This window comes from Pantoea sp. SGAir0215, assembly GCF_043543215.1.
Genome location: NZ_CP028031.1, coordinates 74,787 through 100,377, shown reverse-complemented (window position 1 = coordinate 100,377; position 25,591 = coordinate 74,787). Strand labels below are relative to the sequence as shown.

At 55.6% G+C, this 25,591-nt stretch carries 30 protein-coding genes and 1 other RNA gene; 16 read left to right on the top strand and 15 right to left on the bottom strand.

Annotation, left to right across the window (positions count from 1 at the left end; translation table 11 throughout):
• Nucleotides 1-81 precede the first annotated feature (81 nt).
• From C1N64_RS00540 to C1N64_RS00500, 9 genes are all read left to right on the top strand, one after another.
• Nucleotides 82-426, top strand: coding sequence for a glycine dehydrogenase (locus C1N64_RS00540; RefSeq protein WP_044241509.1), 345 nt, complete (start codon nucleotides 82-84; stop codon nucleotides 424-426).
• 28 nt (nucleotides 427-454) lie between these two features.
• A complete protein-coding gene (locus C1N64_RS00535; protein ID WP_006118330.1) occupies nucleotides 455-811 on the top strand; it encodes an SFCGS family glycine-rich protein in 357 nt (118 codons plus the stop codon).
• A gap of 3 nt (nucleotides 812-814) precedes the next feature.
• Nucleotides 815-1,111 (top strand): DUF4312 family protein, encoded by a 297-nt coding sequence (locus C1N64_RS00530; RefSeq protein ID WP_033740005.1) that lies wholly within the window; start codon nucleotides 815-817, stop codon nucleotides 1,109-1,111.
• A gap of 33 nt (nucleotides 1,112-1,144) precedes the next feature.
• Nucleotides 1,145-1,921, top strand: a complete 777-nt coding sequence (locus C1N64_RS00525; protein ID WP_006118328.1) for a DUF4311 domain-containing protein — start codon at nucleotides 1,145-1,147, stop codon at nucleotides 1,919-1,921.
• A gap of 13 nt (nucleotides 1,922-1,934) precedes the next feature.
• A complete protein-coding gene (locus tag C1N64_RS00520) occupies nucleotides 1,935-2,579 on the top strand; it encodes a DUF4310 family protein (protein WP_054633034.1) in 645 nt (214 codons plus the stop codon).
• Between the two features lie 53 nt (nucleotides 2,580-2,632).
• Entirely contained in the window at nucleotides 2,633-3,766 is a 1,134-nt protein-coding gene (locus tag C1N64_RS00515; protein WP_058702674.1) for an amidohydrolase/deacetylase family metallohydrolase, read from the top strand.
• A complete protein-coding gene (locus C1N64_RS00510; protein ID WP_033740001.1) occupies nucleotides 3,750-4,865 on the top strand; it encodes a DgaE family pyridoxal phosphate-dependent ammonia lyase in 1,116 nt (371 codons plus the stop codon). Before C1N64_RS00515 ends, C1N64_RS00510 begins: the two co-directional genes overlap by 17 nt.
• A complete protein-coding gene (locus C1N64_RS00505) occupies nucleotides 4,865-5,605 on the top strand; it encodes a 2-dehydro-3-deoxy-phosphogluconate aldolase (protein ID WP_033740000.1) in 741 nt (246 codons plus the stop codon). The genes C1N64_RS00510 and C1N64_RS00505 overlap by 1 nt, the downstream gene beginning before the upstream one ends.
• A gap of 118 nt (nucleotides 5,606-5,723) precedes the next feature.
• On the top strand, nucleotides 5,724-7,637 hold the full coding sequence (locus C1N64_RS00500) for a BglG family transcription antiterminator (protein WP_110268771.1): 1,914 nt from the start codon (nucleotides 5,724-5,726) through the stop codon (nucleotides 7,635-7,637).
• Between the two features lie 38 nt (nucleotides 7,638-7,675).
• On the opposite strand, the gene C1N64_RS00495 is transcribed toward C1N64_RS00500, so the two are convergent.
• Nucleotides 7,676-8,575: a LysR family transcriptional regulator gene (locus C1N64_RS00495; RefSeq protein ID WP_033739998.1), complete on the bottom strand. Its 900-nt coding sequence runs from the start codon at nucleotides 8,573-8,575 to the stop codon at nucleotides 7,676-7,678.
• Nucleotides 8,576-8,704: 129 nt separating this feature from the next.
• Between C1N64_RS00495 and C1N64_RS00490 the strand changes: the two genes are divergently transcribed.
• Complete coding sequence (locus C1N64_RS00490; protein ID WP_039341859.1) at nucleotides 8,705-9,409, top strand: pirin family protein; 705 nt, start codon at nucleotides 8,705-8,707, stop codon at nucleotides 9,407-9,409.
• Between the two features lie 203 nt (nucleotides 9,410-9,612).
• Here C1N64_RS00490 and dolP read toward each other — a convergent pair whose 3' ends face one another.
• From dolP to C1N64_RS00470, 4 genes are read right to left on the bottom strand one after another with little or no spacing between them, the layout of a single operon-like run.
• On the bottom strand, nucleotides 9,613-10,185 hold the full coding sequence (gene dolP / locus C1N64_RS00485) for a division/outer membrane stress-associated lipid-binding lipoprotein (protein ID WP_006118323.1): 573 nt from the start codon (nucleotides 10,183-10,185) through the stop codon (nucleotides 9,613-9,615).
• Between the two features lie 14 nt (nucleotides 10,186-10,199).
• Nucleotides 10,200-10,787, bottom strand: coding sequence for a DnaA initiator-associating protein DiaA (gene diaA / locus C1N64_RS00480; protein WP_006118322.1), 588 nt, complete (start codon nucleotides 10,785-10,787; stop codon nucleotides 10,200-10,202).
• A gap of 14 nt (nucleotides 10,788-10,801) precedes the next feature.
• The gene (locus C1N64_RS00475; RefSeq protein ID WP_006118321.1) at nucleotides 10,802-11,197 is read right to left on the bottom strand and encodes a YraN family protein; all 396 of its coding nucleotides are present in this window, start codon (nucleotides 11,195-11,197) and stop codon (nucleotides 10,802-10,804) included.
• Nucleotides 11,155-13,194 (bottom strand): penicillin-binding protein activator, encoded by a 2,040-nt coding sequence (locus C1N64_RS00470; RefSeq protein ID WP_375124563.1) that lies wholly within the window; start codon nucleotides 13,192-13,194, stop codon nucleotides 11,155-11,157. Before C1N64_RS00470 ends, C1N64_RS00475 begins: the two co-directional genes overlap by 43 nt.
• Before the next feature lie 62 nt (nucleotides 13,195-13,256).
• On the opposite strand from C1N64_RS00470, the gene rsmI reads away from it, so the two are divergent.
• The 5 genes from rsmI to tdcC all read left to right on the top strand — a co-directional run bounded on the left by rsmI (nucleotide 13,257) and on the right by tdcC (nucleotide 18,535).
• Nucleotides 13,257-14,117, top strand: a complete 861-nt coding sequence (gene rsmI / locus C1N64_RS00465; protein WP_006118319.1) for a 16S rRNA (cytidine(1402)-2'-O)-methyltransferase — start codon at nucleotides 13,257-13,259, stop codon at nucleotides 14,115-14,117.
• A gap of 54 nt (nucleotides 14,118-14,171) precedes the next feature.
• An RNA gene (gene rnpB, locus C1N64_RS00460) (RNase P RNA component class A) lies at nucleotides 14,172-14,547 on the top strand.
• 460 nt (nucleotides 14,548-15,007) lie between these two features.
• Nucleotides 15,008-16,618 carry a glucan biosynthesis protein gene (locus tag C1N64_RS00455; protein ID WP_394515189.1) on the top strand — a complete coding sequence of 537 codons (1,611 nt, stop codon included), beginning with the start codon at nucleotides 15,008-15,010 and terminating at the stop codon, nucleotides 16,616-16,618.
• 431 nt (nucleotides 16,619-17,049) lie between these two features.
• The gene (locus C1N64_RS00450; protein ID WP_155550063.1) at nucleotides 17,050-17,196 is read left to right on the top strand and encodes a hypothetical protein; all 147 of its coding nucleotides are present in this window, start codon (nucleotides 17,050-17,052) and stop codon (nucleotides 17,194-17,196) included.
• Nucleotides 17,197-17,206: 10 nt separating this feature from the next.
• On the top strand, nucleotides 17,207-18,535 hold the full coding sequence (tdcC, locus tag C1N64_RS00445; RefSeq protein ID WP_039341878.1) for a threonine/serine transporter TdcC: 1,329 nt from the start codon (nucleotides 17,207-17,209) through the stop codon (nucleotides 18,533-18,535).
• Nucleotides 18,536-18,593: 58 nt separating this feature from the next.
• Here tdcC and C1N64_RS00440 read toward each other — a convergent pair whose 3' ends face one another.
• Nucleotides 18,594-19,568, bottom strand: a complete 975-nt coding sequence (locus tag C1N64_RS00440; protein ID WP_006118315.1) for a glutathione S-transferase family protein — start codon at nucleotides 19,566-19,568, stop codon at nucleotides 18,594-18,596.
• Between the two features lie 255 nt (nucleotides 19,569-19,823).
• On the opposite strand from C1N64_RS00440, the gene C1N64_RS00435 reads away from it, so the two are divergent.
• Nucleotides 19,824-20,744, top strand: coding sequence for a formyltransferase family protein (locus C1N64_RS00435; RefSeq protein WP_054633049.1), 921 nt, complete (start codon nucleotides 19,824-19,826; stop codon nucleotides 20,742-20,744).
• Between the two features lie 26 nt (nucleotides 20,745-20,770).
• Here C1N64_RS00435 and C1N64_RS00430 read toward each other — a convergent pair whose 3' ends face one another.
• The 9 genes from C1N64_RS00430 to C1N64_RS00390 form a co-directional block, all read right to left on the bottom strand.
• The gene (locus C1N64_RS00430; RefSeq protein WP_006118313.1) at nucleotides 20,771-21,463 is read right to left on the bottom strand and encodes a VIT1/CCC1 transporter family protein; all 693 of its coding nucleotides are present in this window, start codon (nucleotides 21,461-21,463) and stop codon (nucleotides 20,771-20,773) included.
• Nucleotides 21,436-22,059, bottom strand: a complete 624-nt coding sequence (locus tag C1N64_RS00425) for a cytochrome b/b6 domain-containing protein (protein ID WP_375124562.1) — start codon at nucleotides 22,057-22,059, stop codon at nucleotides 21,436-21,438. Before C1N64_RS00425 ends, C1N64_RS00430 begins: the two co-directional genes overlap by 28 nt.
• 174 nt (nucleotides 22,060-22,233) lie before the next feature.
• Entirely contained in the window at nucleotides 22,234-22,644 is a 411-nt protein-coding gene (locus C1N64_RS00420; RefSeq protein WP_033739992.1) for a DoxX family protein, read from the bottom strand.
• A gap of 200 nt (nucleotides 22,645-22,844) precedes the next feature.
• The gene (locus C1N64_RS00415) at nucleotides 22,845-23,129 is read right to left on the bottom strand and encodes a YqjK-like family protein (protein WP_006118310.1); all 285 of its coding nucleotides are present in this window, start codon (nucleotides 23,127-23,129) and stop codon (nucleotides 22,845-22,847) included.
• Nucleotides 23,129-23,524, bottom strand: a complete 396-nt coding sequence (locus tag C1N64_RS00410) for a phage holin family protein (protein WP_006118309.1) — start codon at nucleotides 23,522-23,524, stop codon at nucleotides 23,129-23,131. The genes C1N64_RS00415 and C1N64_RS00410 overlap by 1 nt, the downstream gene beginning before the upstream one ends.
• Nucleotides 23,525-23,526: 2 nt before the next feature.
• Entirely contained in the window at nucleotides 23,527-23,832 is a 306-nt protein-coding gene (locus tag C1N64_RS00405) for a DUF883 family protein (RefSeq protein ID WP_006118308.1), read from the bottom strand.
• A gap of 35 nt (nucleotides 23,833-23,867) precedes the next feature.
• Complete coding sequence (locus tag C1N64_RS00400) at nucleotides 23,868-24,242, bottom strand: DUF1090 domain-containing protein (protein WP_033739991.1); 375 nt, start codon at nucleotides 24,240-24,242, stop codon at nucleotides 23,868-23,870.
• A 184-nt stretch (nucleotides 24,243-24,426) separates the two neighbouring features.
• Nucleotides 24,427-24,774: an EnvZ/OmpR regulon moderator MzrA gene (gene mzrA, locus C1N64_RS00395; RefSeq protein ID WP_282498233.1), complete on the bottom strand. Its 348-nt coding sequence runs from the start codon at nucleotides 24,772-24,774 to the stop codon at nucleotides 24,427-24,429.
• Nucleotides 24,771-25,445, bottom strand: coding sequence for a DedA family protein (locus C1N64_RS00390; RefSeq protein ID WP_006118305.1), 675 nt, complete (start codon nucleotides 25,443-25,445; stop codon nucleotides 24,771-24,773). Before C1N64_RS00390 ends, mzrA begins: the two co-directional genes overlap by 4 nt.
• Nucleotides 25,446-25,591 lie beyond the last annotated feature (146 nt).

Here is a 25,591-nt window from a genome sequence, read left to right as displayed (position 1 = left end):
AAACGGAAAAAGTCGTTCTCCACAGCCGCGCGGACTCTGTTTAGTTTGTGATCACGCTGAATGCGTAACGGGATGCAGACGATGAGCACGTGTAATGGAGCGGTAGCGATGAACGCGTCACAAGACGAGCAGCAAACGATTCAGGCCCTGGCGGATCGCGTAATGACCCAGATCGGCGCGCTGTTTGCCGAGCGGTCCATTAAGCCGAATGCGGTACAGCTGCAAATGCTGGCTTCGCATGTCCGCGCAATGGCATTGCGATCGGTAACCGGTGAAGGGCTGCCGGAGGTGGAGGCGGATCTGTTCGATGAGATCTCGCCAGCGTCAATGGCACTGGCGCAGCAGGTCGTGGATCTGTTTGGCAATTTACCGCCGGAAGAAGCCTGGCTGCTCTCCGTCCACTTTGAAGTGGCTAAGAACGACTGATTTTCACCACCATGAGAGGTACAGACATATGGTAACCGTAGTAATAGGCGATCGATTAGGTAAAGGACAGAAAGTGGCGGCCGGCGTTGAGAAAGCGGGCGGGCGTGCCGTTGTCGTGCCCGGCGTGGCAGCTGACATGAAGTTGGGCGATGTGATGAAGGCTGAGAATGCCGATTTTGGCATTTCTTTTTGTGGCAGCGGCGGTGCGGGGGCGATTACGGCACAAAACAAGTATGGCTACAAAGCCAAACACGGCATGCGCTCAGTGGATGAAGGTGTGACAGCCATCAACGAAGGCGCCACCGTGCTGGGCTTCGGGTTTATGGATAAAGAAGAGCTGGGTGAACGTCTGGTTCAGGCCTGGCACAAAAAACACGGTGGATAAGGAATGAAAGAGACCTTTACAACCTCGGTAGCCGTAAGCGGCAAAGGCGATACCAAAGCGAAAGCGTTCTCTGATGCGCTCAGCCGGGTGCAGCACGAAGTCCTGCGCAACGCCAACAAGATTTTGCTGCGCATCGAACCCCAGGACGTAAAGGTGGTGCGCGCGCAGGAGCGCGTCAGAACCGAAAAATTTCTTTTCTTTTTCCTGGCACGCGAGCGCAGGCACTTCAGTGTCGATCTGGAGGTCACCATCAACGTGACCTGTCTGGACGGCGATAAAGTTGCGTTCACCCGCGTGTAAGTCAGCCTCAAACAACATAAATAAGGAAAGAGGATGTTTCTCATCATTTTGCTCAAGTCGTTAATCATCGGCGGCCTTGTGGGCGTCGGTGTGGGTGCTGGCGCTGCCCGCATGTTCCACGCGCCAACGACACAAGGTATGGGCGCGTTTCGCACACTGGGTGAACTCAACTCCTGTGAAGGCGATCCCGCTTCTCACTTCTCTTTTGGGTTGGGTTTCTTTTTCAATGCCTGGGCTTCCTCCGTTGCGGCGGGTGCATTCACCCAGGATGTGGATCACCGCATCATTCCCAACTGGGGCGCGGCGGCCATCATGGTCAAAAACCGCAACGTCGCGCAAACGCTGCACGATCCAAAAAAGATGGCTATCGCCTGCGGCATCATCGGCATGGTGGTGGTCGCGTTTTTGAATTCGACGGCCTCTGCCGTTCCGGCGGCCCTGCAGGTTACGGCGGTCAAAGTGCTGGTCCCTGCGGCGAATCTGCTGGTGAACACGGTCATGCCCGTGATCTTCTGGCTGGCCGCAATCGATGCCGGTAAGAAATCGGGCTTCTGGGCCACCATTTTTGGCGGTCTGGCGCAGCTGATTATGGGCAATGCGGTACCGGGTCTGGTGCTGGGAATTTTGATTGGCAAAGGGGTTGAAGAGAGCGGCTGGCACAAAGTGACCAAAGTCATGATGACCGCCATCGTTGCCCTGTTTGTCCTCAGCGCCTTCTTCCGCGGTTTCGATATGAAGATGCTGCAATCCTTCCAGCTCGGCATTCCCGGCTGGCTCGACAGTATTCATAACAGCCTGAGCGGCAAATAACGGAGCGTCTGCAATGGAAGAATCAAACAAAGGTTTCTGGTATGCCGACTGGTCATTCCCCATTTTTGTCGGTTTGCTCTCCTCCGGCGTGTTTGCCGGGACACATATGTACTACCTGTACGGCATTGGAGCGTTTAACGAAGTCGCTTTCGTGTCCATGCTCCGGGCCGGAATCGATACCGGCGTCTATGGGGCGGTGGCTGCGTTCGGAGCCAGCTTCCTGTTCGCCCGCATCATTGAAGGATCGCTGGTCGGGATTCTGGACATCGGTGGTGCGATCCAGACCGGTGTCGGTCTGGGCGTGCCGGCGCTGCTGCTCGGGGCGGGTTTTGTTTTCCCCGTCGCCAACTTTGCGGCTTCGCTGGTCACCGGCCTGATTCTCGGTGTGGCAATCGGTTACGTCATTATCCTGGCACGTAAGTTCACCATCAATCAGAGCAACAGCACGTACGGTGCGGACGTCATGATGGGGGCGGGCAATGCATCAGGCCGTTTCCTGGGACCCTTGATCATTCTGGCCGCGATGGGTGCCTCAATTCCTATCGGCCTCGGATCCTTGCTGGGCGCGCTGGTGTTCTATCTGTGGAATAAACCGATCACGGGCGGTGCGATCCTGGGTGCCATGATCCTGGGCGCGATCTTTCCTGTGGCGATCTGACCCTGTTATCTCCCGATCGGTTCAGGCCGATCGGGGCAGTTAAGGAGGTTCCTGTGTACGATCTGATTCTGCGGCGTGCGCGTTTGCCGGATGAAACCCTGATCGATATTGCGATACGTGACGGCAAGATTGCCGCCACAGGTGAAATCAGCGGCCACGCAACCGTCGAGAAAACGCTGGCAGAAGGCTGTTATCTCAGTGCGGGCTGGATTGATTCGCATGTGCACTGCTATGAAAAATCCCCCGTCTACCACGATCATCCCGATCGGGTTGGCGTGGAAAGCGGCGTCACCTGCGTGGTGGATGCAGGCAGTACTGGCGCGAATGACATTGACGATTTCTGGCAGCGCACCCGAGCGGTGAGCACGCAGGTTTACGCGCTGCTGAATATCGCACGCACTGGCATCATTACCCAAAATGAACTGGCGGACATGACGCAGATTGATCGCCAGGCCATTGCCGACGCGGTAAAACGTCACCCCGATTTTATTGTGGGGCTTAAAGCCCGTATGAGCAGCAGCGTAGTGGGCGAAAACGGCATTAAGCCGCTGGTCCTCGCGAAAGCTATTCAGCAGGAAAACGGCCATCTGCCGCTGATGGTGCATATCGGTAACAACCCACCCAACCTTGATGAGATCGCGGAACTGCTGACCTCGGGTGACATCATCACTCACTGCTATAACGGCAAACCCAATCGCATCCTGACACCCGACGGCGAACTGCGTGCCGCCGTCAAACATGCGCTGGCACGCGACGTACGGCTTGATGTCGGCCACGGCAGCGCCAGCTTTAGTTTCGAGGTCGCGCGTGCGGCCATCGCACGGGGCATTTTGCCTGACACCATCAGTTCGGATATTTACTGCCGTAACCGCCTGAATGGACCGGTTTATACCCTGGCCCATGTGATGTCGAAGTTTTTCAATGTCGGCATGACCCTGCCACAGATTATCGCCTGTGTGACTCACCAGGCAGCCAGCGGCCTGCGTTTACGCCACAAAGGCCGTATTGAGCCCGGCTACGATGCCGACTTTACGCTGTTCACCGTCGCGCAAGAGCCGGTGTCCTTTGTGGATGCGGAAGGGCTGGCGGAACAGGGCGATCGTCACCTGATTCCCCTTGCCGCCATTGTCGCCGGCGAGTGCTGGATTACTGAACAAGGAAAAAAATACCATGTCTTCTCTGTATGAAAAATATGGCCTGAAGCAGGTCATCAACGCCTCCGGTCGTATGACCATACTGGGCGTTTCAACGCCATCGGATGAGGTGATCGATACGGTTAAGTACGGTCTGGCGCACTACTTTGAAGTAAAGGATCTGGTCGATAAAACCGGCGCGTATATTGCTAACCTGCTGAAAGTGGAAAATGCGCTGGTGGTCTCCTGCGCCTCGGCAGGGATAGCCCAGAGCGTGGCCGCCGTCATTGTGAAAGATGATGACTGGCTGCTGGATAATTTACACAGTGCACCGCTGACCGTGCCGCGCGACATCGTGGTGCCAAAAGGGCATAACGTGAACTACGGTGCGCCGGTGGGCAGCATGATCGCGCTGGGTGGGGGCCGGACGGTTGAAGCGGGTTACAGTAATGAATGCTCGGCTCAGCAGCTTTCCGCCGCGGTGACCGATCAGACGGCCGCCATTCTCTACGTGAAGTCACATCACTGCGTACAAAAGAGCCACCTGAGCGTTGCACAGGCCGCAGAAGTCGCACGTAAGCATGGTGTGCCACTGATTGTGGATGCCGCCGCCGAAGAGGACTTGCAGTGTTACTACCAGGCCGGTGCCGATCTGGTGATCTACAGCGGCGCCAAAGCGATTGAAGGCCCAACCAGCGGCCTGGTTATCGGTAAGCACCAGCTTGTTGAGTGGGTAAAGCGCCAGAGCAACGGCATTGGCCGCACCATGAAAGTGGGCAAAGAGGGGATTCTGGGGCTGACGCAGGCCATTGAGTCCTATCTGACTCAGCCGAAAGTGACCGGCGCACAGATGGTAGAAAAAATGACGCCCTTTATTAACAACCTCAATGGGCTGGACGGCGTAACTGCGCGCGTCGTCTGGGATGCGGCCGGACGCGATATTGCACGCGCCGAAATACACTTTGATGAAGCCAAAATTGCGCGTCAAACCGGCGATCTGGTTCAGGCATTGAAAAACGGTGATATCGCCATTTACTTCCGTGGCTACAAAGCGAATGAAGGCATTATCGAAGCCGACGTGCGTAGCGTCAGCGCTGAGCAGCTGCATATCATTTTTACCCGTATTCAGGCGCTGATAACCGGAGAACACTAATGACGCTTACCCCTGATTTTTATCAAGACCGGCTGTGCCTCAACGTGCTGGCCGGCTCAAAAGAAAATGCGCGCGCTATCTGGCAGGCGGCAGAAGGGCACGTTCTGGTCGGTGTGCTATCGAAGAATTACGCCAGTCATGACGCCGCAATCGCGGATATGCGCGACTATGCTGCGCTGATCAATAATGCGCTCTCGATTGGCCTGGGCGCGGGCGATCCCCGGCAGTCACGCATGGTCAGCGAGCTGGCCGCTGAGCTACAGCCTCAGCATGTTAACCAGGTCTTTACCGGCGTTGGCACCAGCCGGGCGCTGCTTGGCCAGTCGCAAACGGTGGTGAACGGCTTGATCTCGCCGACAGGGACGCCAGGAAAAGTAAAAATTTCGACCGGTCCGCTCAGCTCACAGCGCAACGACGGCATCGTGCCCATCGACACCGCCATCGCCATGCTGATCGATATGGGCGGCAGCTCGGTAAAATATTTCCCCATGGGCGGTCTGGACAGGGTGGAAGAATACCGCGCCGTGGCGGAGGCCTGTGCACAGCAGGATTTTTGGCTGGAGCCGACAGGCGGGATCGATCTGGCAAATTTTAGCGAGATCGTAAAAATTGCGCTGGATGCGGGCGTCAGCAAGGTGATCCCGCATATTTACAGTTCGATCATTGATCAGGCCAGCGGTGAAACCCGCGTGGATGACGTCAAACAGCTTCTGGCAATGAGCAAGTCCTTGCTGGCCTGACGTAGGTTGTGCGCTGGCGCAGAAAACTGTGGCCGGCGCGCCCTTTCCTGGACGTACAGCCGCGTTTCCTGCACTCTGTGAGTGTTGCTCTTTTCTCCATTCAGTCAGGTAAACCGACGTGAGATTTCCTAATCAGCGCCTTGCGCAACTGTTTGACGCTTTGAAAAACGAAACCTTGCCTCAGGACGAGCTGGCCCGGCGCTTTGCCGTGTCAACGCGTACCGTACGCACGGATATCACCGCCCTGAATGCCTTACTGGAAAAGCACGGCGCGCAGTTTGTGTTGAATCGCGGGGCCGGTTATCAGCTTAAAATTGCCGACGCGCAGCGTTTTACTATTCTCCAGCAGCAAACGCGTGCGCCTCTCCGGGTGCCGCGTACCTCTCAGGAGCGGATCCGCTATCTGCTGGTGCGCTTCCTGACCGCCGCCTATTCGCTGAAGCTGGAAGCGCTGGCAGAAGAATGGTTTGTCAGCCGCGCGACCTTGCAGAATGACATGGCCGACGTACGTGAATGGCTCGGACGCTACCAACTCAGCATTGAAAGCAAACCGCACCACGGCATGAAACTGTTTGGCAGCGAGGTGGCGATCCGCACCTGCTTAACCGATCTGTTGATCGAGATCGATCAGTCGCAGCCAGACAGCCCGCTGATCACGCCGGAATCCCTGGAAGGGGGCCTGCTGGAAAGTCTGGAACCGTGCCTGCAACGCTGTTTTGCCCAGCACCATATCCGTCTCAGTGACGAAGGTGAACGCTATTTACAGTTTTACTGTGCGGTAGCGGTCCGGCGCATCAGCGAAGGTTATCCGGTTAACGATCCCGCGGACACGGAACAGATGGACGATGCGATACGCGACGCGGCACAAACCCTGATTCACTCGCTGCTGCCGCTTATCGGCAAGCCCGTTTCGCCGGCGGAGGAGAGCTGGCTACAGGTTAATATCGCTGCCCGGCGCATTCAGGACAGCGCACCCAGCACGATCAATGCGGATGACGCGGATGCGCTGGTCGACTATCTGCTCAGCTTTATTAACACACACTACTATTACGATCTGCAGAACGATCCTCAGTTGCGTGCCGATCTGCTCACCCATATTAAAACCATGATCACGCGGGTGCGTTATCAGATCCATATTCCCAATCCCCTGTTAAGTAATATCAAGCAGCACTATCCGATGGCCTATGACGTAACGCTGGCGGCGGTTTCCAGTTGGGGCAAATATTCGCCTTACGTCATCAGTGAGAATGAAATTGGCTTCCTGGTGCTGCATATTGGCGTCGGGCTGGAGCGCCATTACAACGTGGGCTATCAACGTCGCCCTCAGGTGCTGCTGGTGTGCGACAGCGGGAATTCCACGCTGCGCATGATTGAAGCGATGCTGCTGCGAAACTATCCCCAGTTGCAGGTAACCCAGTGCCTGTCTCAGCGCGAATACGAAGCGCGTCAACGTATTGAAGAAGACTTTGTCATCTCTACCGCGCGGGTCAGCGAAAAAGAAAAACCGGTGGTGGTGGTGGCGCCGTTCCCGACCGAATTCCAGCTGGAACAGATTGGTAAGCTGGTGCTGGTGGATCGTACCCGCCCCTATATGTTGGAGAAATTTTTTGATGCCCGGCATTTTCGGATTGTTGATGCGCCCATGAGCCAGTCGGATCTGTTCCGGTTATTATGCGATCAGCTTGAGAATGAAGGGGTGGTGGATGAGGCTTTCTTTGCATCCGTGGAGGAACGCGAAGCCATTGTCAGTACCATGCTGGGCGAGGGCATTGCGCTACCGCACTCGCTGGGGCTCATGGCCCGGGAAACGGTCGTCTACACCGTGCTGGCTCCACAGGGTATTCCGTGGGGCGACGATACGGCTTACGTGATTTTTCTGCTGGCAATCAGTAAAAGCGAGTATGAAGAAGCCATGGCAATTTATGACCTTTTCGTCACGTTTATGCGTGAGCGGGCGATGACGCGCCTGCGCGACAGCACTGACTTCAGCAGTTTTAAAACCGTGGCGCTGGACTGTCTGAGTCGGCTGTAAGTAGGGGCAAGGTGGGCTGGATAGCGTCCAGCCCGTTATCAGTGTTTCTTTGCTAACAGGCGGGGGATTTCGCGCAGGCACCAGGCTTTCGCTTCGCCCATACTGTCACGACGCCAGGCCATGATGATGTCCACCTCGCGAGAATATTCCGGGCTGACGACCCGTAACCGCCCCTCCGCGATATCCTGCTCTACCATGTTATAGGGCATGGTCGCCACGCCTAAACCGGCCAGAAGCGCACGCCGCTTATCGTCCATTGTACTGACGGTCAGGCGTTGCTGTTTATCCAGCAGCTGTACGGTCAACACCGGCCTTTCGCGTGCGGTATCGGCCACGGCAATCCCCCGATATTTTACCCGGGTGACCTCTGAAAGCGGCTCGGGTTCGTTATGAATAGGATGGTCAGGGCTGGCGACATAAACGCTGACGATGCTGTAGAGTTTGCGGGTATTGATCTCAGTTGAGGCGCGAAAGTGCATATCCGGTGCGATAACGATATCTGCCCGCCCCTGTTCCAGCCTTTCCCAGGCACCTGCCAGCACTTCTGTCATAATGGATATCTGGGTGTTAGCCTTGTCAGCCAGCTTTGTAACCAGCGGGAACAGCGCATCGGTAGGGACAAGGGCTTCGGTCACGATGGTTAACTGCGTTTCCCAACCGCGCGCCAGCGCTTCGGCATCGGTCGTGAGTTTGTCAGCGGCTTCCAGCAACACCCGACCGCGCTCAAGCAGCATGCGTCCGACATTCGTAAACTTTGTGCGATGGCCAGAGCGGTCAAACAGCACCACATCCAGCTCCTCTTCCAGTTTCTGCATGGTGTAACTGAGTGCCGAAGGCACGCGCCCTAACTCATCGGCGGCGGCGGCAAAACTGCCCCGGCGATCGATAGCATCCATCACACGTAAAGCTTCAAGGGTTAACGCACGGTCTTTTGCCATCCTGGTTCTCTGTCAGGAAATTTGAATATGCCCGGCAGATTAACTGGCTAACAATCCGGCGTCCAGACTTTTACCATAAGGGAATCATACCCGTCGTCGATTCTTGCCGACGGATGCAGGAGGTAAACAATGATAACCACACGCAGTGCATCCGATTGTGGTCAGGCTGATTATGGCTGGCTACAGGCACGCTATAGCTTCTCTTTTGGCCACTATTTCGATCCCAAATTAATGGGTTATGCCGCTTTACGTGTTTTGAACCAGGAAGTGCTGGCCCCCGGCGCGGCGTTTCAGCCGCGCACCTATCCTCAGGTGGATGTGCTGAATATTGTCCTGCAGGGTGAAGCGGAGTACCGCGACAGCGAAGGCAATCACATTACCGTCGGTGAAGGTGAGGCACTGCTGCTCTCTGCCCAGCCGGGCGTGAGCTACAGTGAACTGAATCCCAGTAAAGAGCGCTCACTGACCCGCATGCAGCTCTGGCTGGCGGCCTGCCCGGAACGGGAAAACCCGCGTATGCAGAAAATCAGCCTGACCGCAGGAACGTGCTCGCAACTGGTGGCTTCGCCGGATGGCCGCGACAACAGCTTGCAACTGCGTCAGCAGGTCTGGATCCACCAGCTTGAGCTGGCGGCTGGCGAGCAGCATCTGGTGCCGCTGCATGGCGCGCGCGCCTATCTGCAGTCGATCCATGGTTCGCTTGAAGCCTCTGCAGGTGCATCGCATCAGGAAACGCTCGGCTGTGGTGATGGCGCGTTTTTGCAGGAAGAGCAGCAACTGTGGCTGGCTGCCATCACACCGACGCGGGCGCTGGTAATCGATATCCCTGTCTGACGCGCTTCTGCTGGCGTGGCGTTGTGGCGGTATCACAACAGTGGATATCCGCGCAGAGACGGATAGCCGACAGCGAAGGGCGAAGTGGTTTGCGTCAGCCTGGTCATGGGATCAGACGCCAGAAACGAGAAAAGCCGTCCCTGAAAGGGGACGGCTTTTTTATTCGCGCGATTCAGGCAGGCAAGACCACCCCGACCTCCGCGTTATTTCACCATGGTAAAGGCCGTGGTGACGTGTTTCACCCCGCTTACCCGGCTGGCAATATCCGCAGCGGCTTTCGCTTCTTCCGGCGTGACCAGACCCAACAGGAACACCTCACCGTTTTCAGTGGTCACCTTCACGCTTGATGATTTCACCTGATCGCTGCCCAGCAGCTGCGAGCGGATCTTCGTGGTGATCCAGGTGTCAGCGGAGGACGTACCCAGGCTGACTTTCGGCCCAATCCGAATCTCGTTATAAACTTCGGTGGCACCGTCAACGCCCATGGCGATCTGTTTCGCGCGGTTAGCGACTTCCTGATTCGGTGCCTGGCCGGTCAACAGAACCTTGCCCTGGTAGGCGGTGGCAATGACGCGGGCATCGGTTTTGATTTGCTGATCTTTAGCCAGCGCATTGCTGACGCGTAACTCCAGCGTGCCATCATCAACCTGCGTGCCCACAGAGCGGGGATCGGTGGCGGTTTTGGTCGCGACAGCGGCACTACCGGCCACCACCGCGACGCAGCCTTGCAGCAGCATGGCGGTTAAAACAATGGCTACAGCGTTCAATGCTTTCATGGGTGCTCCTTCCGTCATTCCTGGTGGGGAAACAAGGTGTTATCAATCAGATCGCACAAACAGTTGAGTGTTAACATATGCATCTCCTGAATGCGAGCACTGCGATGTGAAGGAATACGAATTTCCACATCCTGCGGTCCCAGCAATCCGGCTAATTCTCCCCCATCATAACCGGTAAGCGCAACGATCGTCATATCGCGCGTAACGGCGGCCTCGACAGCCTTGACGATGTCACGCGTATTGCCGCGGGTCGAGATGGCGAGCAGCACATCACCGTTTTGCCCGAGCGCGCGCACCTGCTTGGCATAAATCTCATCATGCAGGCGGTCATTACTGATCGCAGTCAGCATGACGTTATCCGCACTTAAAGCCAGCGCAGGCAGGCTGGGGCGTTCGGTTTCAAAACGATTGATCATGCTGGCGGCAAAATGCTGTGCGTTGGCGGATGATGCGCCGTTACCGCAACTCAGTATCTTGTTACCGTTGAGAAGGGACTGCACCATGGTCATTGCTGCACGTGAGATGGCATCAGGTAATGCCTCAGCCGCAGCGATTTGAGTTTGGATACTTTCAGTAAAACACGCTTTAATTCTTTCCTGCACACGACCACCTGGTTCTAAACGTCTGCATTAAAGGCATTGGGCAACCATTCGAGCGCCGGGCCTGTAATGGCGATGATGTCGAAACGGCAATTCACTGTTTCAAAACTGCCGCCGCGTTGCGCCAGCCAGAGAGAGGCAGCACGCAGCAGCTTGTGTTGTTTCTGTCGGGTAATGCTGGCCAGACTGCCGCCGAATCGTGCGTTACGGCGGTAACGCACTTCGACAAACACCCAGCATTGGTTGTCTCGCATTATCAGGTCAAGTTCACCTGCGCGATAGTACACATTGCTGGCGACCCATGTTAACCCCGCCCGCTCAAGATAGCGGCGGGCGCGTTGTTCATATTCGGCACCTGTACGGCGGCGGTTTAGCTGGCCGGTACGATATTGCCCTGACGATACTGGTTCCATGTCAACTTCCTGTTGATCACGCAATCAGGCGTCGCGCTGAGCTTGCCGGTATTGCCATCAAGAGAGAAGCCAGGCACCTGACGCATCTGATTGAAGTGGTTAGCCAGCGTCCAGGCATCCATCCCCATGGCATACAGGCGCACCAGTGAATAATCGTTGTTAAACGACCGGGCGGCCTGCTGCATCAGGCCTGGATTGGCGCCGGACAGCAGAGGGATATCGCTGTACTGCAGGCCTTCCATTTCCAGACGGAAATCCGGGCCTGCGCCAGCCTGAGCACTACGGGAACTGGCGTAGAGCGCGACATTACTGCGGCTGCCGGTGCGCATGCTGATCATCGGTTTAATCAGCTGCAGTTCATCCTGCGTCGACACGATATAGGCCGCATCTACCGCACCCGATTCGCTGGCTGCCGGTGCGCTGGTTTGAGGGGCCGGTATAGTCAGCCCTGCAACGGACACGTTCTGCGGTTGGGACGCAGAAGGGATAACCACCGGCGTCCCGCTCATGCTGATTCCTGCACCGCTGTTGATGCCCTGCTTAAGCTCTGAAACCGAACCGAAACGCTGCTGGAGCACGGTGCCACCGCCCAGTGACTGCCACTCTTTCGCAAAGGCCGTTGCGACGCGATCGCCCAGGCCATTACGCGGGAGCAACAGCAGCGGCTGGCGCTTACCCTGATCCCAGATATGGTGAGCCGCATCACGCGCTTCATCTTCTGGCGACAGCGCAAAGTAGCACATATTGGGATGGTTCTGGATGTGTTCCGGCTCATTCAGGGCCAGAACGTTCAACGGTGTCTGGCTGTTGGCGACGGTTTCGACGTTGTTTTTCAACAGCGGGCCGACGACCAGTGTCGCGCCATCCTGTTGCGCCTGCTGCATCACCTGGGCGATGGGCTGGCTGCTGGTGTCATAGACTTTAACCTGCGCATTACTGGCCGGTTGCGCCGACGGCTGTTGCTGCTGTTGAGGCTGCTGGGCGGTCGTGGCAGGTTGCTGCGCCATGCCCGTCTGCGTTGTTGCCGCAGGGGCGGCTGAGGGGCTGACAACCGCGTTGGCATCAGCAGGCTGCTGCTGATTCATCGCGATGGGATCCTGTGCGCTGCCCGGCGTTGCCTGGGGTGCCGCCGGGATAACACCGTTCTTCGCGTCGTTGAAGCCTTTCTGGATGGCGCTGGCAAACATCTGAGCCTGACCGTTGAGTGGCAGCAGCAGCGCGATGGTGCTGGTGGACGCTTTGGTGAAGTTCTGCACCTGGCTCAGCTGCGTCGGCAAGGTTTTGGACGCGGGATTGTCAGGATAGCGCGTCTGCCAGTCTTTAATGGCCGACTTAAGCATGTTGGCATCCTGCGCATTGGCGTGCCAGGCGGTCAGCAGATCCAGCCAGCCCTGCAGAATGTTTTCATCGGCATTGATAACCAGCGCGTTCATGTCTTGCTGTGACAGTTGCGTCAGTGCCTGCCAGGTTGCATCAATGTTCTTCTGACGTGCGTCACCCTTCAGCAACGGTTCCTGGGCAATGTAGGCACGGAGCAGGGCCAGAGAGGTTTTCCCCTGTGCGCTGGCGATCTGCAAATCGTAGTAGCGCGCCAGTTGATCCTGAGACAGTTCACTGGTTTTCACCTGGCTCAACAGTTGCTGCGCGTCAGCCACTTTTTGCTGTCCAATCAGCGACTGGGCTTTCAGCAAGCGTAATTCCTGCTGCTGTGTTGAGGACAGTTGATTAGGCAGTTCGCCAATCGCCTGGTCGGCCTGAGGATATTTTCCCTCTTTTAACAAGGCGCGGATTGCGAGTAATTGCCAGTCGGTCTTGCTATCATCGCTGCTTTGCTGCACCTGTTGCAGATAGTAAGCAGAATTATTGGTGGCTGGCCCCTGAATGTCTACGGACTGGCTTTTGGGACCCTGGCCACTACACGCGGCTAAAATCAGACCAGCAAGAAGGACAGGCACAAAGCGTCCTGCTTTATGACGAACGATTTTTGAAGGAAGCATACTGTATCCAGTGATGTTTTTTTCAAGATGCTCAATATTAAATCGGCAATTCGGATGAAACAATGAAACAACTCGATCGGGCAGACATTTCCGCCAGCACGCTTTACATCGTGCCAACCCCAATAGGTAATTTGGCTGACATTACCCAGCGGGCGCTAGCGGTACTTTCCAGCGTCGATCTGGTCGCAGCGGAAGATACACGTCATACCGGACTGTTGCTACAACATTTCGCCATCAATGCGCGACTCTTCGCACTTCATGACCACAACGAACAGCAGAAAGCAGACATCCTGCTCGCCAGGCTGCAACAGGGAGAAAGCATAGCTCTGGTTTCTGATGCTGGCACGCCGTTGATCAACGATCCCGGTTACCACCTGGTTCGCCGCTGCCGGGAGGCCGGTATTCGCATCGTTCCTTTACCGGGTGCCTGTGCAGCGATTACAGCATTAAGCGCAGCGGGATTGCCGTCTGATCGTTTCTGTTACGAAGGGTTTCTGCCAGCCAAAACCAAGGCACGCTGTGATGCGCTGCGGGCCCTTGCCGACGAGCCACGCACCTTAATTTTTTATGAGTCGACTCACCGTCTGTTAGACAGCCTGCAGGACATGGTGACCGAGCTGGGTGCCGATCGTTATGTCGTGCTGGCGCGTGAGCTGACTAAAACCTGGGAAAATCTCAATGGTGCGCCCGTGGCGGAACTGCTGGCCTGGGTCAAAGAGGATGAAAATCGCCGCAAAGGTGAGATGGTGCTGATTGTGGAAGGCCACCAGCCTGATGAAGAGGCTTTGCCAGCGGAGGCCTTGCGCACACTGGCCCTGTTACAGCAGGAATTGCCTCTAAAGAAAGCGGCCGCCCTGACAGCGGAGATTCATGGGGTGAAAAAGAACGCCCTCTATAAATATGCGCTGGATCAGCAGGCGTAAGCCGCCTGTTTTGCCTGCGTGACAGCGCCGGCTAAACGCTCTATAATGCGCGCCGAAGCTGACCAGACAGTCGCCGCTTTGTCGTCGTCCCTCTCTGAGGGAGACGGGCAAAGGGGAGGAAAGTCCGGGCTCCATAGGGCAGGGTGCCAGGTAACGCCTGGGGGGGAAACCCACGACCAGTGCAACAGAGAGCAAACCGCCGATGGCCCAGTAATGGGATCAGGTAAGGGTGAAAGGGTGCGGTAAGAGCGCACCGCGCGGCTGGTAACAGTCCGTGGCACGGTAAACTCCACCCGGAGCAAGGCCAAATAGGGGTTCACATGGTACGGCCCGTACTGAACCCGGGTAGGCTGCTTGAGCCAGTAAGCGATTACTGGCCTAGATGAATGACTGTCCACGACAGAACCCGGCTTATCGGTCAGTTTCGACTTATTCATGCAAACCCCGCGCAAGCGGGGTTTTTGCTTTATGGCGCAGCTATGCAGGCTTTGCTGTCTCCATCAGGCACAGGGGAAAGACGCGCACGACGTTGCCACGGGAGCCACTGTTCGGCGCGAGTCATACAGGATGGTTTCACGATGCCGTGGTAAAAAAATGCGGCAGGGCGGTTCTGTGCGGGCGTCCGGGCGAAAGAAGGCCATTATACCCTTTGATCGGGGAAGATAAGCGGCCGGTTGCCAGAGGGCGTGTTTCTCAGGCAAATCCCATGCAATTTCTCGCCAATGCCCTATACGCTCATCCGATGTGTTACATGATGGCTTGCCATCTGTTTGGGAGACAACGGTTTCTCTCGTCTATAGTTGAAGGCAGCTCGCCAGACGTCACTGATTTTACGTTTTGCCCCATTGGGCACGCATTCATTGAATGAAGATTAAAAAAACAGGTGGATCATGGTTACAAGAAGGGATTTATTAACGTATTCTGGGGCGTTTGCTGCCTTATCTGCTTTAGGCATTTCTCCCGGCGCGATGGCAGCAGGTGTGCTCAAACTGGGTAACAGCGAAACATTTAATTTTCAGACATTGATTGCCCGGGCTAAAGCGCTGGCAGCCAAACCTTACGAAAAACCCACCGAATTCGATCCGTCATTGTTGTCCAACATCACCTATGACGCCTACATGAAGACCGTGTACAAACCGGAATATGCCCTGTTCAAAAATGCCGGGCGTTTTCCTGTCACCTTTTTCATGGTTAACGGCCTGCACCGCATGCCGGTGAAAATGCACGTAGTGGAAAATAACGCCGCGCGCGAAATCATTCAAAATATTGATTACTTCACCACGACGGATAAAAGCGTCAGGTTGCCGGCGCTGGAAGGAAACGTATTTTCGGGTTTCAGAGTGCTGGCAAGCCAGGACGCGTTAAAAACCAATCCCCAAAATGACTGGATTTCCTTTATGGGGGCGTCCTATTTCCGCGCTATTGGTGAATTAGGGCAGTTTGGTTTGTCCGCTCGCGGTATTGCCCTGAATACCGTCCAGCCCGGTGTGGATGAAGAGTTTCCTGATTTCACGGATTTCTGGTTCGAAGCGCCGAAAGATGACAGCAAAAACCTCACGGTCTATGCCCTGCTCAACGGGCCGAGCATAACGGGTGCCTACAAGTTTATCCTGCATCGTGGCAAAGGCGTGGTGCAGGACGTGGAATGCACGCTTTTCCTGCGTAAGGATATTCAGCGTTTCGGCATCGCGCCTCTGACGTCCATGTACTGGTTCTCAAAAACGGTCAAGGGGGCTGCGACAGACTGGCGTCCCGAAGTGCATGACTCCGATGGTCTGGCAATGTGGACCGGCAGCGGTGAACATCTCTGGCGACCGCTGAACAATCCGTTGCGTGTGGTCACCTCAAGCTTCCACGACGAGAATCCGCGAGGCTTTGGATTACTGCAGAAAGACAGGAATTTCGACAGCTACCTGGATGCTGCGCACTACGAGCGTCGCCCGGACCTGTGGGTCGAACCGCTAGGGAAATGGGGCAAAGGATCGGTACAACTGGTGGAAATACCGACCGATGACGAAATCTACGACAATATCGTCGCCATGTGGGTGCCGGATGCGCCAGCCAAAGCGGGTGATGAACATTATTTCCATTACCGGCTGCACTGGCTGTCCGATGAACCTTATCCCTCAACGTTGGCGCGCTGTGGTGCGACCCGACTGGGACGCGGCGGCGTGCCGGGATCTGACCGTCCGCATGACAGTCGTAAATTCACCGTTGAATTCTACGGTGGCAACCTGAATCACCTGCCGTCAGGCGTTGCGCCGGAAGCCGTGCTGTCGGCCTCGCGCGGGACGTTTGAGAACGTGCTGGTCTCTAAGCTGCCTGATGACTCCGGCAACTGGCTGGCGCAGTTTGATTTGGTGGCGGGGGACGGTGACCCGGTGGAGCTGAAGCTTTATCTGAAAGCGCAGGAAAACGTGGTATCTGAAACCTGGTGTTATCAGTACCATCCGTTTAACTCCCCCGCGAAGCCCTGGCCGGTCGCCTGCGACAAGAAGTAATGTCCTCATCACGCCCACTCACCCAGTGGGCGTTTTTTTCGCGCACTCATCCCCTGTTTTTATCCCTGCTGGCAAGAAAATGCCCAGTATTGCCGGGCAGGGCGCCATCGGTCTGGCGATGCCTGACGAACTTTTCGGTGTCGGTTTCGCCATGGGCGGAGGGCCGGTAGGGTGGCTGCCCTGAGATCAAGGAATCCAGCGTTTACCGTCAACGGTGCGCAATCTGTTGATCCTGACGGTATGGCAGCCTCCATTTTTGCTGGTACCATGACGCCCCATTGTTGTACTCGGGTACCCTTGCGGATGGCCGCGATGTCGCCTGTTCGAGTGAACTCACCTTCGCGGTTATGAACGAACAGGTCGATCAGAAGGGGTGACTAAGTGAAGGCGACATTCGTAAGTGTTTGATTGAAAAGACTCAGCGAAACCAGATGGTTACGGAAAGCGTCAGTGCGTTAGCCTGCGCTGCGTCGCTCAGCGGCAACGTGGACCATGACATTCAGGGGCGGAAAACCGTTTACACGCTCTCTGGCGGCAATATTGATTTGTCCCGGGTTTCGGGTCTCGCTGACGCATAAAGGATAAGTTATGAGTAATTCTGAAAATATTCTCAACCGGGAAAAAGCGTCGATCTGGCGTCAGTCCGATACCACATGGACACTGGGACTTTTTGGTACCGCCATTGGAGCCGGGGTCCTTTTCTTTCCTATCAGAGCGGGCTATGGCGGCCTGATCCCCATTCTGATTATGTTAGTGCTGGCGTATCCGATTGCCTTTTTCTGCCACAGGGCACTGGCGCGCCTGTGCCTGTCCGGCAGTAACGTATCGGGTAATATTACCGATACCGTAGAAGAACATTTCGGTAAAACCGGCGGCGTGGTCATCACCTTTCTCTACTTTTTTGCCATTTGCCCGCTGTTATGGATTTATGGCGTCACCATCACCAACACGTTTATGGCGTTCTGGCAATATCAGCTACTGCTGCCCGCCCTTAATCGTGGCGTCGTCGCGCTGTGTCTGCTGCTGCTGATGGCGTTTGTGATTGGGTTTGGTAAAGATCTGATGGTCAAAGTGATGAGCTGGCTGGTGTTTCCGTTTATTGCCAGTCTGGTGCTGATTTCACTGTCGCTCATCCCGTACTGGAATCGCGCCGTTATCGATCAGGTTCACCTGAATGATCTGGCCTTTACCGGGCATGATGGCATTCTCGTCACGGTATGGCTTGGCATTTCTATCATGGTGTTCTCGTTTAACTTCTCGCCCATTGTGTCTTCTTTCGTGGTGTCGAAACGGGAGGAGTACGAGCCGGAAATGGGCCGGACCTACACTGAAAACAAGTGCAGTCAGATTATCTCCCGCGCCAGCATCCTGATGGTGGCAGTGGTCATGTTCTTTGCCTTTAGCTGTCTGTTTACCTTGTCGCCGCAGGACATGGCGGATGCCAGGGCACAAAATATTCCTGTGCTGTCTTATCTGGCGAATCACTTCTCCAGTATGGCGGGTGAAAAGTCTACCTTTTCCACGGTGCTGGAATACAGCGCGTCGGTCATCGCCCTGGTCGCGATTTTTAAATCCTTCTTTGGCCACTATCTGGGCACGCTGGAAGGGCTGAATGGGTTAATCATCAAGTTCCGCTACCACGGTGATAAAGACGCCGTGTCCCATCGTAAGCTGAACACCGTAAGTATGGTCTTTATTATGGGGTCCACCTGGCTGGTGGCGTATCTCAATCCCAATATTCTTGACCTGATCGAGGCGATGGGTGCGCCCATTATCGCCTCGCTGCTGTGCCTGTTACCGATGTTTGCTATCCGCAGGGTTCCGGCGCTGGCGAAATATAAAGGCCGTGCTGACAACGTTTTCGTGAGCGCGATTGGCGTGCTGACGATTTTGAATATTGCGTATAAGTTTTTCTGACGGGCCGCGCAGCCGTTTTGACCTGACATGTCCCCCATGTCAGGTCTGCGTCATCCGGTTAACCGCGACCGTGAGGTTCATCCCAGTTGAACGCCGGGCCGACAGAGATTACGCCGTGCGGGTTGATGGTTTTATGGCTGCAGTAGTAGTGATGGCGAATATGGGCCAGATTCACGGTCTCAGCAATGCCAGGCATCTGGTAAATATCCCGCAGGAAACCGCTCAGATTCAGGTAGTCACTGATACGGTGACGGTCACATTTAAAGTGGGTGACGTAGACCGGATCGAAGCGCACCAGCGTAGTCCATAAACGTAAATCCGCCTCGGTCAACGTGTCGCCGGTCAGATAACGGTGCTGGCCCAGGATCTGTTCCAGACGGGACAGCGACTGAAAGAGTGCCGTAACCGCTTCATCATAAGCCGCCTGTGACGTGGCAAACCCCGCCTTATACACGCCATTATTGACCGTGTCGTAAATCCAGCCGTTGAGGTCATCAATCTTGTCGCGCAGTGCCGGCGGATAATAGTCGCCCGCACGTGCGCCCACGCCGTCGAAGGCGCTGTTAAACATGCGAATGATATCGGCAGATTCATTACTGACGATGGTATTCTGCTGCTTATCCCATAACACGGGCACGGTCACCCGACCGGTGTAGTCCTTATCCGCGTGCAGATAGAGCTGATAAAGAAATTCATTTTGATGCAGCTTGTCACCGGTTGCCGCCGGGAAGCTGTCATCGAAGGTCCAGCCATTTTCCAGCATCAGCGGATGCACGACTGACACATCGATCATGTTCTCCAGCCCTTTTAACTGACGCATCAGCAAGGTACGGTGTGCCCAGGGACAGGCAAGCGATACATAAAGATGATAGCGATCGCGCTCTGCCGCAAACCCGGCGTTGCCACTCGGTCCGGCGCTGCCATCCGGCGTGACCCAACTGCGCCATGCGGATTCCGAGCGCTTAAAACGCCCGCCGGTTGATTTTGTGTCATACCAGGTGTCATGCCAGACACCATCAATTAACTGGCCCATCTTGTCTCCACTCTCTGTCGTGCAATGAAATGTTCTCGTCTGATTAACCATAGGTGGTGATGCGCGACTGCGACAGCGTTGTGCGCGCATGGCGTCAGACATTTTGTGCCATCGTCTCAACGGCCTCTCACTGAGAGAAGGGTTGATGACGTAAACCGGTAACGATTCCTTTATGATGTCGGACATTCTGCCTGCCCCAGGCATCTCATTCCACCAGCCTGTCCGTGCGGAGAGGCGGAGAAAAAGGAAAGTGCAATGAAAGCCGTCGTCTTTGGATACCATGAAATGGCCTGTACCGGATTACAGGCGCTGCTGGATGCCGGATTCAGTATCAGTGCGTTGTTTACCCATGCCGATCCCGGCAACGCCACACCATTTTATGGTTCCGTTGCTGAGCTGGCGCGTCGTCACGCTATTCCGGTATTTATCACCGAGGAGGTGAATACCGCCGAGTGGCAGGCCCGTATCGCCAGTTTCGACGCGGACTACCTGTTCTGCTTCTCCTACCGTCAGGTACTGAGCGAGGCCATTCTGTCTTCGGTAACAAAAGGCGCCTATAACGTTCATGCCGCGCTGCTGCCAGCCTACCGTGGCCGCGCCCATCTCAACTGGGTCATTATCAAGGGCGAAACCCGTACAGGCGTTACGCTGCACCGCATGATTAAACGGCCAGATGCCGGTCCCATACTGGCGCAGCAGGCGGTGGATATTCTGCCGGAAGATAATGCTCTGGCCTTGCATACGCGCTTAGTGGCAACGACGGGCAAGATGTTGCCGGGCTGGCTTAAGGCGCTGGTGGCGGGCGAGCTGACAGAAACACCGCAGGATGAACGGGCCGCCAGCTGCTGGGGCAGCCGCAAACCCGAGGACGGCGAGATACACTGGCAGGACAGTGCCGTCAATATCCACAATCTGGTTCGGGCGCTGGACTTTCCCTGGCCGGGGGCGTTCAGCTTTACCCGCACGCAAAGGTTTACCGTCTGGCAAACCCGGGTGATGAACGGCGATAACAGCGGGCGTGCGGGTGAGGTTGTATCACTATCGCCCCTGATCATTCGCTGTGGACAAGGGCAACTCGAAATCCTGCAAGGGCAGGGCCCGGACGGTGAATCTGTTTCAGGCCGGGTTCTGGCCAGTCAGCTTGGGCTGGTGGTAGGCCAGCCCGTGAATGCCTGATGGGGCTCGTGGACGGCCTTATGCGGCTAGCCCAGTACCTGACCCGTAAGGTAGCCGACGGTCGCCGAAAAGCTCATTGCCAGCAGGCTCCAGAAGCAGATGCGCATGATACTTTTGCGTACGGGCGCATCGCCCGCTTTAGCTGCCAGGGCACCCAGTAGTGCCAGCGCCAGCAGGGCCGACAATGCAATCGCGGGCAGGGCGAAGGGCCCGGTAATGAGCAGGGCGACAGCAAACGGCAGCACGCTGCCGGAGGCAAAGCTGATAGCGGAAAACAGCGCGGCCTGAAGAGGTTTCGCGCTGCTGAAGTCGGTAATGCCCAGCTCGTCCCGGGCATGTGCGGCCAGGGCATCATGGGCCATCAGTTGCTCTGCTACCTGATGAGCCAGGTCAGCAGACAGCCCGCGCGCCTGGTAAATCGCCGTCAGTTCAACGGTTTCCGCCGCAAAGTCAGCCTCCAGCTCGGCTTTTTCTTGCTGTAGAGAGGCCTGTTCGCTATCTGACTGTGAAGACACGGAGACATATTCTCCCGTGGCCATCGACATCGCGCCGCCGACGATTCCCGCCAGCCCGGCGAGCAACACCGTGTGGGGGGCACTACTGGCTGATACCACGCCTGCCAGCAGGCTCGCGGTTGAGACAATCCCGTCATTAGCCCCCAGAACGGCCGCGCGCAGCCAGCCTGCGTGTTCTATTTTATGCGTTTCACTGTGTTGCATTCGTTATCCCTGTGATCAGCGACCCGACGGGTACGCTTATTTTCATAGTGCGAAAGCAGAATATGCAGCACGCCCATTGCACCGTGGCTGTAGAAATAGATTTCGACAAACGTGGTCAGGAACCTGTGCCAGTGCAGCACTGCATGCGTCAGACCCGGCGACGCGAACGATGTGCTGTTAAGTAAAAACCATAGCGCGCCCGAGCAGGCCACCACAAGCAACGCGCTAACGCCCAGCCCCTGTACGGTGGCAGCGATGCCGCCACTGTGCGCGTCGGGTAATTTCATGCGCGCCAGACAGGCGAGATCGTCCCGAATACCGCGGAAATCCAGCGTCAGCCACGAAAAGTACCAGTGTAAGCCGCGCTGCATGCGCATCCAGATCAGCATAGCGAATCCGGCGACAATCAGTAACAGGCCAGACAGGATATGAAACCAGGTGATCACCGTTTCCAGACTGTGCCCGCCCAGCGCTTCACGTTCGGTGAAACCGGAATTGATGATCTGGGAAAGGATGAGGACGGCAACGAAGAGATGGAGCCGTCGAAAAAAAGGCGCATCGTGATGAGGGAGCCACTGCCTGTAAGGCATGTTCATAGTAATCCTGAAATGAAAAGAACAGGACACTATATTTTCATGCGTAGATTAGGCTTACCTTAAGCGTTTCTCCGCGGTACCGGAGAAGCGGCGAGACGGCAGGCAGCAAAAAAGCAAAACGCACCGGAAAAAGCAGCCGGTGCGTTCAGCTAAAGCGGGATTGCTGGCGGTGAATTAGCGCGCCAGAACACCCTGTGGCTTTTTACTGATCAGGCGATCGATGCTGTACGCGCCCGGTCCAACCAGACCTAACACCAGGAAACCGCCAGCGATAGACAGGTTTTTCATAAACATCAGCTGGTTCACGCCTTCGGCAAAGTTACTGTGAAACAGGAAGGCGGTCAGAATCGTGAAGCCCGCGGTGAACAGCGCGGTGAAACGGGTCAGGAAGCCAAACATGATCGCCAGACCGCCGCCAAACTCCAGCAGGATAACCAGTGGCAACATGAAGCCGGGGACGCCCATCGCTTCCATGTAGTGCTGTGTACCTGCATAACCGGTAATTTTGCCCCAGCCTGCGGTGATAAACAGAATGGTCATCAGGATACGGGCGGCCAACAAACCACTGTCTTCGAATTTTTTCATCATCTACTCCAACGCTATAAGTTTGCAAGGCAGGAATGCCCGCAGTGAATATTCCCGTTGGCCGCCTGATAGCAAACCGCTGGGCTGATAGCTGGAGATGATAGTCGCGAGGCGTGACAGTTGTAAGCGATATAAACTGTCGATGTTATTCAGTAAATCTGACAAAAAAAAGCCAGTCACAATGGACTGGCCTGGTGATGTCAGCGCGGGGGGAAGGTTGACTTAACCATGCGCCAGGTGCTCCACAGGCCAAAGCCGCGCTTGGCCCAGCGCAACAGGCGGTTGGGACTGCGGATGGAGTAAATCGCTAACGCGCTGCTGCCAATGGCCAGATAGCGTTTAAGGCTCAAAAAGGTAAACCAGCCACGGTCGTAAGGTGCCGTGATTTCGAGCCAGCCACGCCGTGCCGCGCTGAGATCAAGGCGCTGTTGCTGAACCTGTTTAAGCAACTCTTCTATACGCGCTTCACGTTCGCGGCGGCTCATTAGCGGTTATCCTCAAGCAAATCACGATCGTTGGCCAGCTCTTTACGCGTATGACGCAGCAGCGTCGACTGGCGTGATTTACGCAGTGTCCAGAGCCCAAAAATCAACGCCAGCAGGAACAGCACGCCGGTGGTGATGGCTATCGCCATAAGACGGTATTGCGCATCGACTGCCCAGATAATCAGCACCATCAGGCTCATCAGGCCAAAAGCAGTAAAAAGCATCGTCAGGCCAAGCATCAACAACATCTGTATCAGATTGGCCTTTTCTTCTTCCAGCTCTGCCACTGCCAGACGAACGCGTGTTTCGACCATACTGACCAGCGTCGTAACGATACGCTGACCAATCGTGATCACCCCTTTAGCTGGTCCGTGGTTCTGCTGTGAATCGGTCATGGTTAACGACGCGAGATCAGCATACCGATAGCGACACCGATCGCCGCGCCAATACCGACACCATGCCACGGGTTATCACGTACATAACCGTCTGCTTTTTGTGCCGCTTCGCGCGTAGTGGCTGCCAGGCGCTCGCCGGATTCACCTAAACGCTCGCGGGAGCTGTCCAGCGCCACGCGCGCTTTATGACGCAGCTTATCCAGTTCACTTTTCGATTTTTCTGTGCCGCTGCTCAGCACTTCTTCCAGCGTATCCGCCAGGTTTTTCAGCTCAGCACGCAAATGTTCCGATGATGTGTCTTTAGACATAAAATACTCCTTTAACATCAGTAGAGTGAATCCGATTAATAGGGCTCCGCCTGTAACTTCTTAAGCTCCTGGCGTGCTTCTTCCAGCTTATGTTCGCGTTTTGCTATCTTGTCCTTATCATGACCTTCATCGCGCTCTTCCTTGAGTTCGCGTTCACGCTCAGCCACTTTCTGTTTCTGCGCGTTGATTTTTTCCAGATGTGAAGCTTTCAGCTTTTTGTCCGTGCAGCCCGCGCGCACCTCAGTAAGGGCGCGCTCAAGGCCGTTTACCCGGCGCTGATTGTTATGCTTCTTCGCCATCTCAATTTCGTGCTGTATGTCCTGTTCTTTTTGCTGGCACAGCGATTCCGCCGCCATCAATGAACCTGAAAGCGAAAACAACACGATGCCCAGCAGTAATTTATTTTTCATTAGGCGTAGTACCTTCCATTGTTGCCTGATTTACATCAACGCGGCGCAACCGCTTCACGGTGTGCGTTGAAACCCGCCTTAGTTTAAGCATAGACATCAGGTGGAAAAAGTCCAAAGATCACCGATATACGGGGAAACGTTCAGCGCGCAGTCGATAAACGCTGAACGTATAAAGAAACGCGCATCAGGCGAGAGAGAGGTGAGGCGATTGATCGTGTTGCGCGACGATAAAGCCCTCAGGCAGCAAGCGACGCAACACTTTTTGCGCGGCCAGGCTCTGCTCTTCATTGTCGAAATGAATAACCAGCGCATCACCTGCGGGTGTGATGCTTTTGATGCGAATACCTTGCGCGCTCAACTGTTGGTATAAATAAAAGCCGTCCGGCATCGGGGCACCCGCATGCGAAACGCGAATCTGTACCACATTTTCATGGCGCATCAGACCGGGCACCAGGCTTATCGCAATCAGCGCGAATGCACCGCCAATCAACCAGGGCCGCCAGTGTTTAGGTATGACCTGTAATGTTTTCATAAACCGGTCCCCCGCTGATTTGCACGGCGCTTGCGCCAGAGAACAACCAGCGAACCGATTAATCCCACCACCAGTAACACCAGCGGCAGCATCATCAGAAAGAACATCAGCTCATCTTCATAACGCCGAAAAATAGGGGTTTTACCCAGCGCGAAGCCCAGAACGGTCAGAATCACCACCCACAGGAAGCCACTCATCCAGTTAAAAAACTGGAAACGGGCATTACTTAAACCGGACAGCCCGGCAATCGTGGGCAGTAAGGTGCGGACAAAGGCGATAAAACGGCCAACCAGTAAGGCGGATAATCCGTGGCGATGAAACAGATTATGGGCCCGCTGATGATAGCGGGCGGGAAGGTGCGATAACCAGTTTTGTACGGTGGGCGTATTGCCGAGCCATCGGCCCTGAATATAGCTGACCCAGCAGCCAAGGCTGGCACCTGTTGTTAAGACCAGGATCGTCAGCGGGAAGCTCATTGTGCCCTTGGCAATCAGCACGCCAACCAGAATCAGCAGACTGTCCCCGGGAAGGAAAGCGGCAGGCAGTAAACCGTTTTCCAGAAAAAGAATCATGAATAAAACGCCGTAAATCGCCCACACCAGTGTTGGATCAGAAAGCGTTTCATAATCCTGTTGCCATAAGGCATGCAGCAGCGCTTGCAAAATTTCCATCAATCATTCCCGAACATCATCGTTGAACATGTCCCACTGGGACTAAAGCGCAGACTGACAGTTAGTTATAAATTCTGGGGTGACCGTCTGAGCATGCATGTCTGGATCCTTCCAGAACTGATTGTTAAATCAGCGATTTGATAAGC

Coding starts and splice junctions, on each gene's coding strand:
- C1N64_RS00540 (WP_044241509.1), top strand. CDS start 82: ATGAGCACGTGTAATGGAGCGGTAGCGATGAACGCGTCACAAGACGAG.
- C1N64_RS00535 (WP_006118330.1), top strand. CDS start 455: ATGGTAACCGTAGTAATAGGCGATCGATTAGGTAAAGGACAGAAAGTG.
- C1N64_RS00530 (WP_033740005.1), top strand. CDS start 815: ATGAAAGAGACCTTTACAACCTCGGTAGCCGTAAGCGGCAAAGGCGAT.
- C1N64_RS00525 (WP_006118328.1), top strand. CDS start 1,145: ATGTTTCTCATCATTTTGCTCAAGTCGTTAATCATCGGCGGCCTTGTG.
- C1N64_RS00520 (WP_054633034.1), top strand. CDS start 1,935: ATGGAAGAATCAAACAAAGGTTTCTGGTATGCCGACTGGTCATTCCCC.
- C1N64_RS00510 (WP_033740001.1), top strand. CDS start 3,750: ATGTCTTCTCTGTATGAAAAATATGGCCTGAAGCAGGTCATCAACGCC.
- C1N64_RS00505 (WP_033740000.1), top strand. CDS start 4,865: ATGACGCTTACCCCTGATTTTTATCAAGACCGGCTGTGCCTCAACGTG.
- C1N64_RS00495 (WP_033739998.1), bottom strand. CDS start 8,575: ATGGCAAAAGACCGTGCGTTAACCCTTGAAGCTTTACGTGTGATGGAT.
- C1N64_RS00490 (WP_039341859.1), top strand. CDS start 8,705: ATGATAACCACACGCAGTGCATCCGATTGTGGTCAGGCTGATTATGGC.
- dolP (WP_006118323.1), bottom strand. CDS start 10,185: ATGAAAGCATTGAACGCTGTAGCCATTGTTTTAACCGCCATGCTGCTG.
- C1N64_RS00475 (WP_006118321.1), bottom strand. CDS start 11,197: ATGGAACCAGTATCGTCAGGGCAATATCGTACCGGCCAGCTAAACCGC.
- C1N64_RS00470 (WP_375124563.1), bottom strand. CDS start 13,194: ATGCTTCCTTCAAAAATCGTTCGTCATAAAGCAGGACGCTTTGTGCCT.
- rsmI (WP_006118319.1), top strand. CDS start 13,257: ATGAAACAACTCGATCGGGCAGACATTTCCGCCAGCACGCTTTACATC.
- C1N64_RS00455 (WP_394515189.1), top strand. CDS start 15,008: ATGGTTACAAGAAGGGATTTATTAACGTATTCTGGGGCGTTTGCTGCC.
- C1N64_RS00450 (WP_155550063.1), top strand. CDS start 17,050: ATGGTTACGGAAAGCGTCAGTGCGTTAGCCTGCGCTGCGTCGCTCAGC.
- tdcC (WP_039341878.1), top strand. CDS start 17,207: ATGAGTAATTCTGAAAATATTCTCAACCGGGAAAAAGCGTCGATCTGG.
- C1N64_RS00440 (WP_006118315.1), bottom strand. CDS start 19,568: ATGGGCCAGTTAATTGATGGTGTCTGGCATGACACCTGGTATGACACA.
- C1N64_RS00435 (WP_054633049.1), top strand. CDS start 19,824: ATGAAAGCCGTCGTCTTTGGATACCATGAAATGGCCTGTACCGGATTA.
- C1N64_RS00430 (WP_006118313.1), bottom strand. CDS start 21,463: ATGCAACACAGTGAAACGCATAAAATAGAACACGCAGGCTGGCTGCGC.
- C1N64_RS00425 (WP_375124562.1), bottom strand. CDS start 22,059: ATGAACATGCCTTACAGGCAGTGGCTCCCTCATCACGATGCGCCTTTT.
- C1N64_RS00420 (WP_033739992.1), bottom strand. CDS start 22,644: ATGAAAAAATTCGAAGACAGTGGTTTGTTGGCCGCCCGTATCCTGATG.
- C1N64_RS00415 (WP_006118310.1), bottom strand. CDS start 23,129: ATGAGCCGCCGCGAACGTGAAGCGCGTATAGAAGAGTTGCTTAAACAG.
- C1N64_RS00410 (WP_006118309.1), bottom strand. CDS start 23,524: ATGACCGATTCACAGCAGAACCACGGACCAGCTAAAGGGGTGATCACG.
- C1N64_RS00405 (WP_006118308.1), bottom strand. CDS start 23,832: ATGTCTAAAGACACATCATCGGAACATTTGCGTGCTGAGCTGAAAAAC.
- C1N64_RS00400 (WP_033739991.1), bottom strand. CDS start 24,242: ATGAAAAATAAATTACTGCTGGGCATCGTGTTGTTTTCGCTTTCAGGT.
- mzrA (WP_282498233.1), bottom strand. CDS start 24,774: ATGAAAACATTACAGGTCATACCTAAACACTGGCGGCCCTGGTTGATT.
- C1N64_RS00390 (WP_006118305.1), bottom strand. CDS start 25,445: ATGGAAATTTTGCAAGCGCTGCTGCATGCCTTATGGCAACAGGATTAT.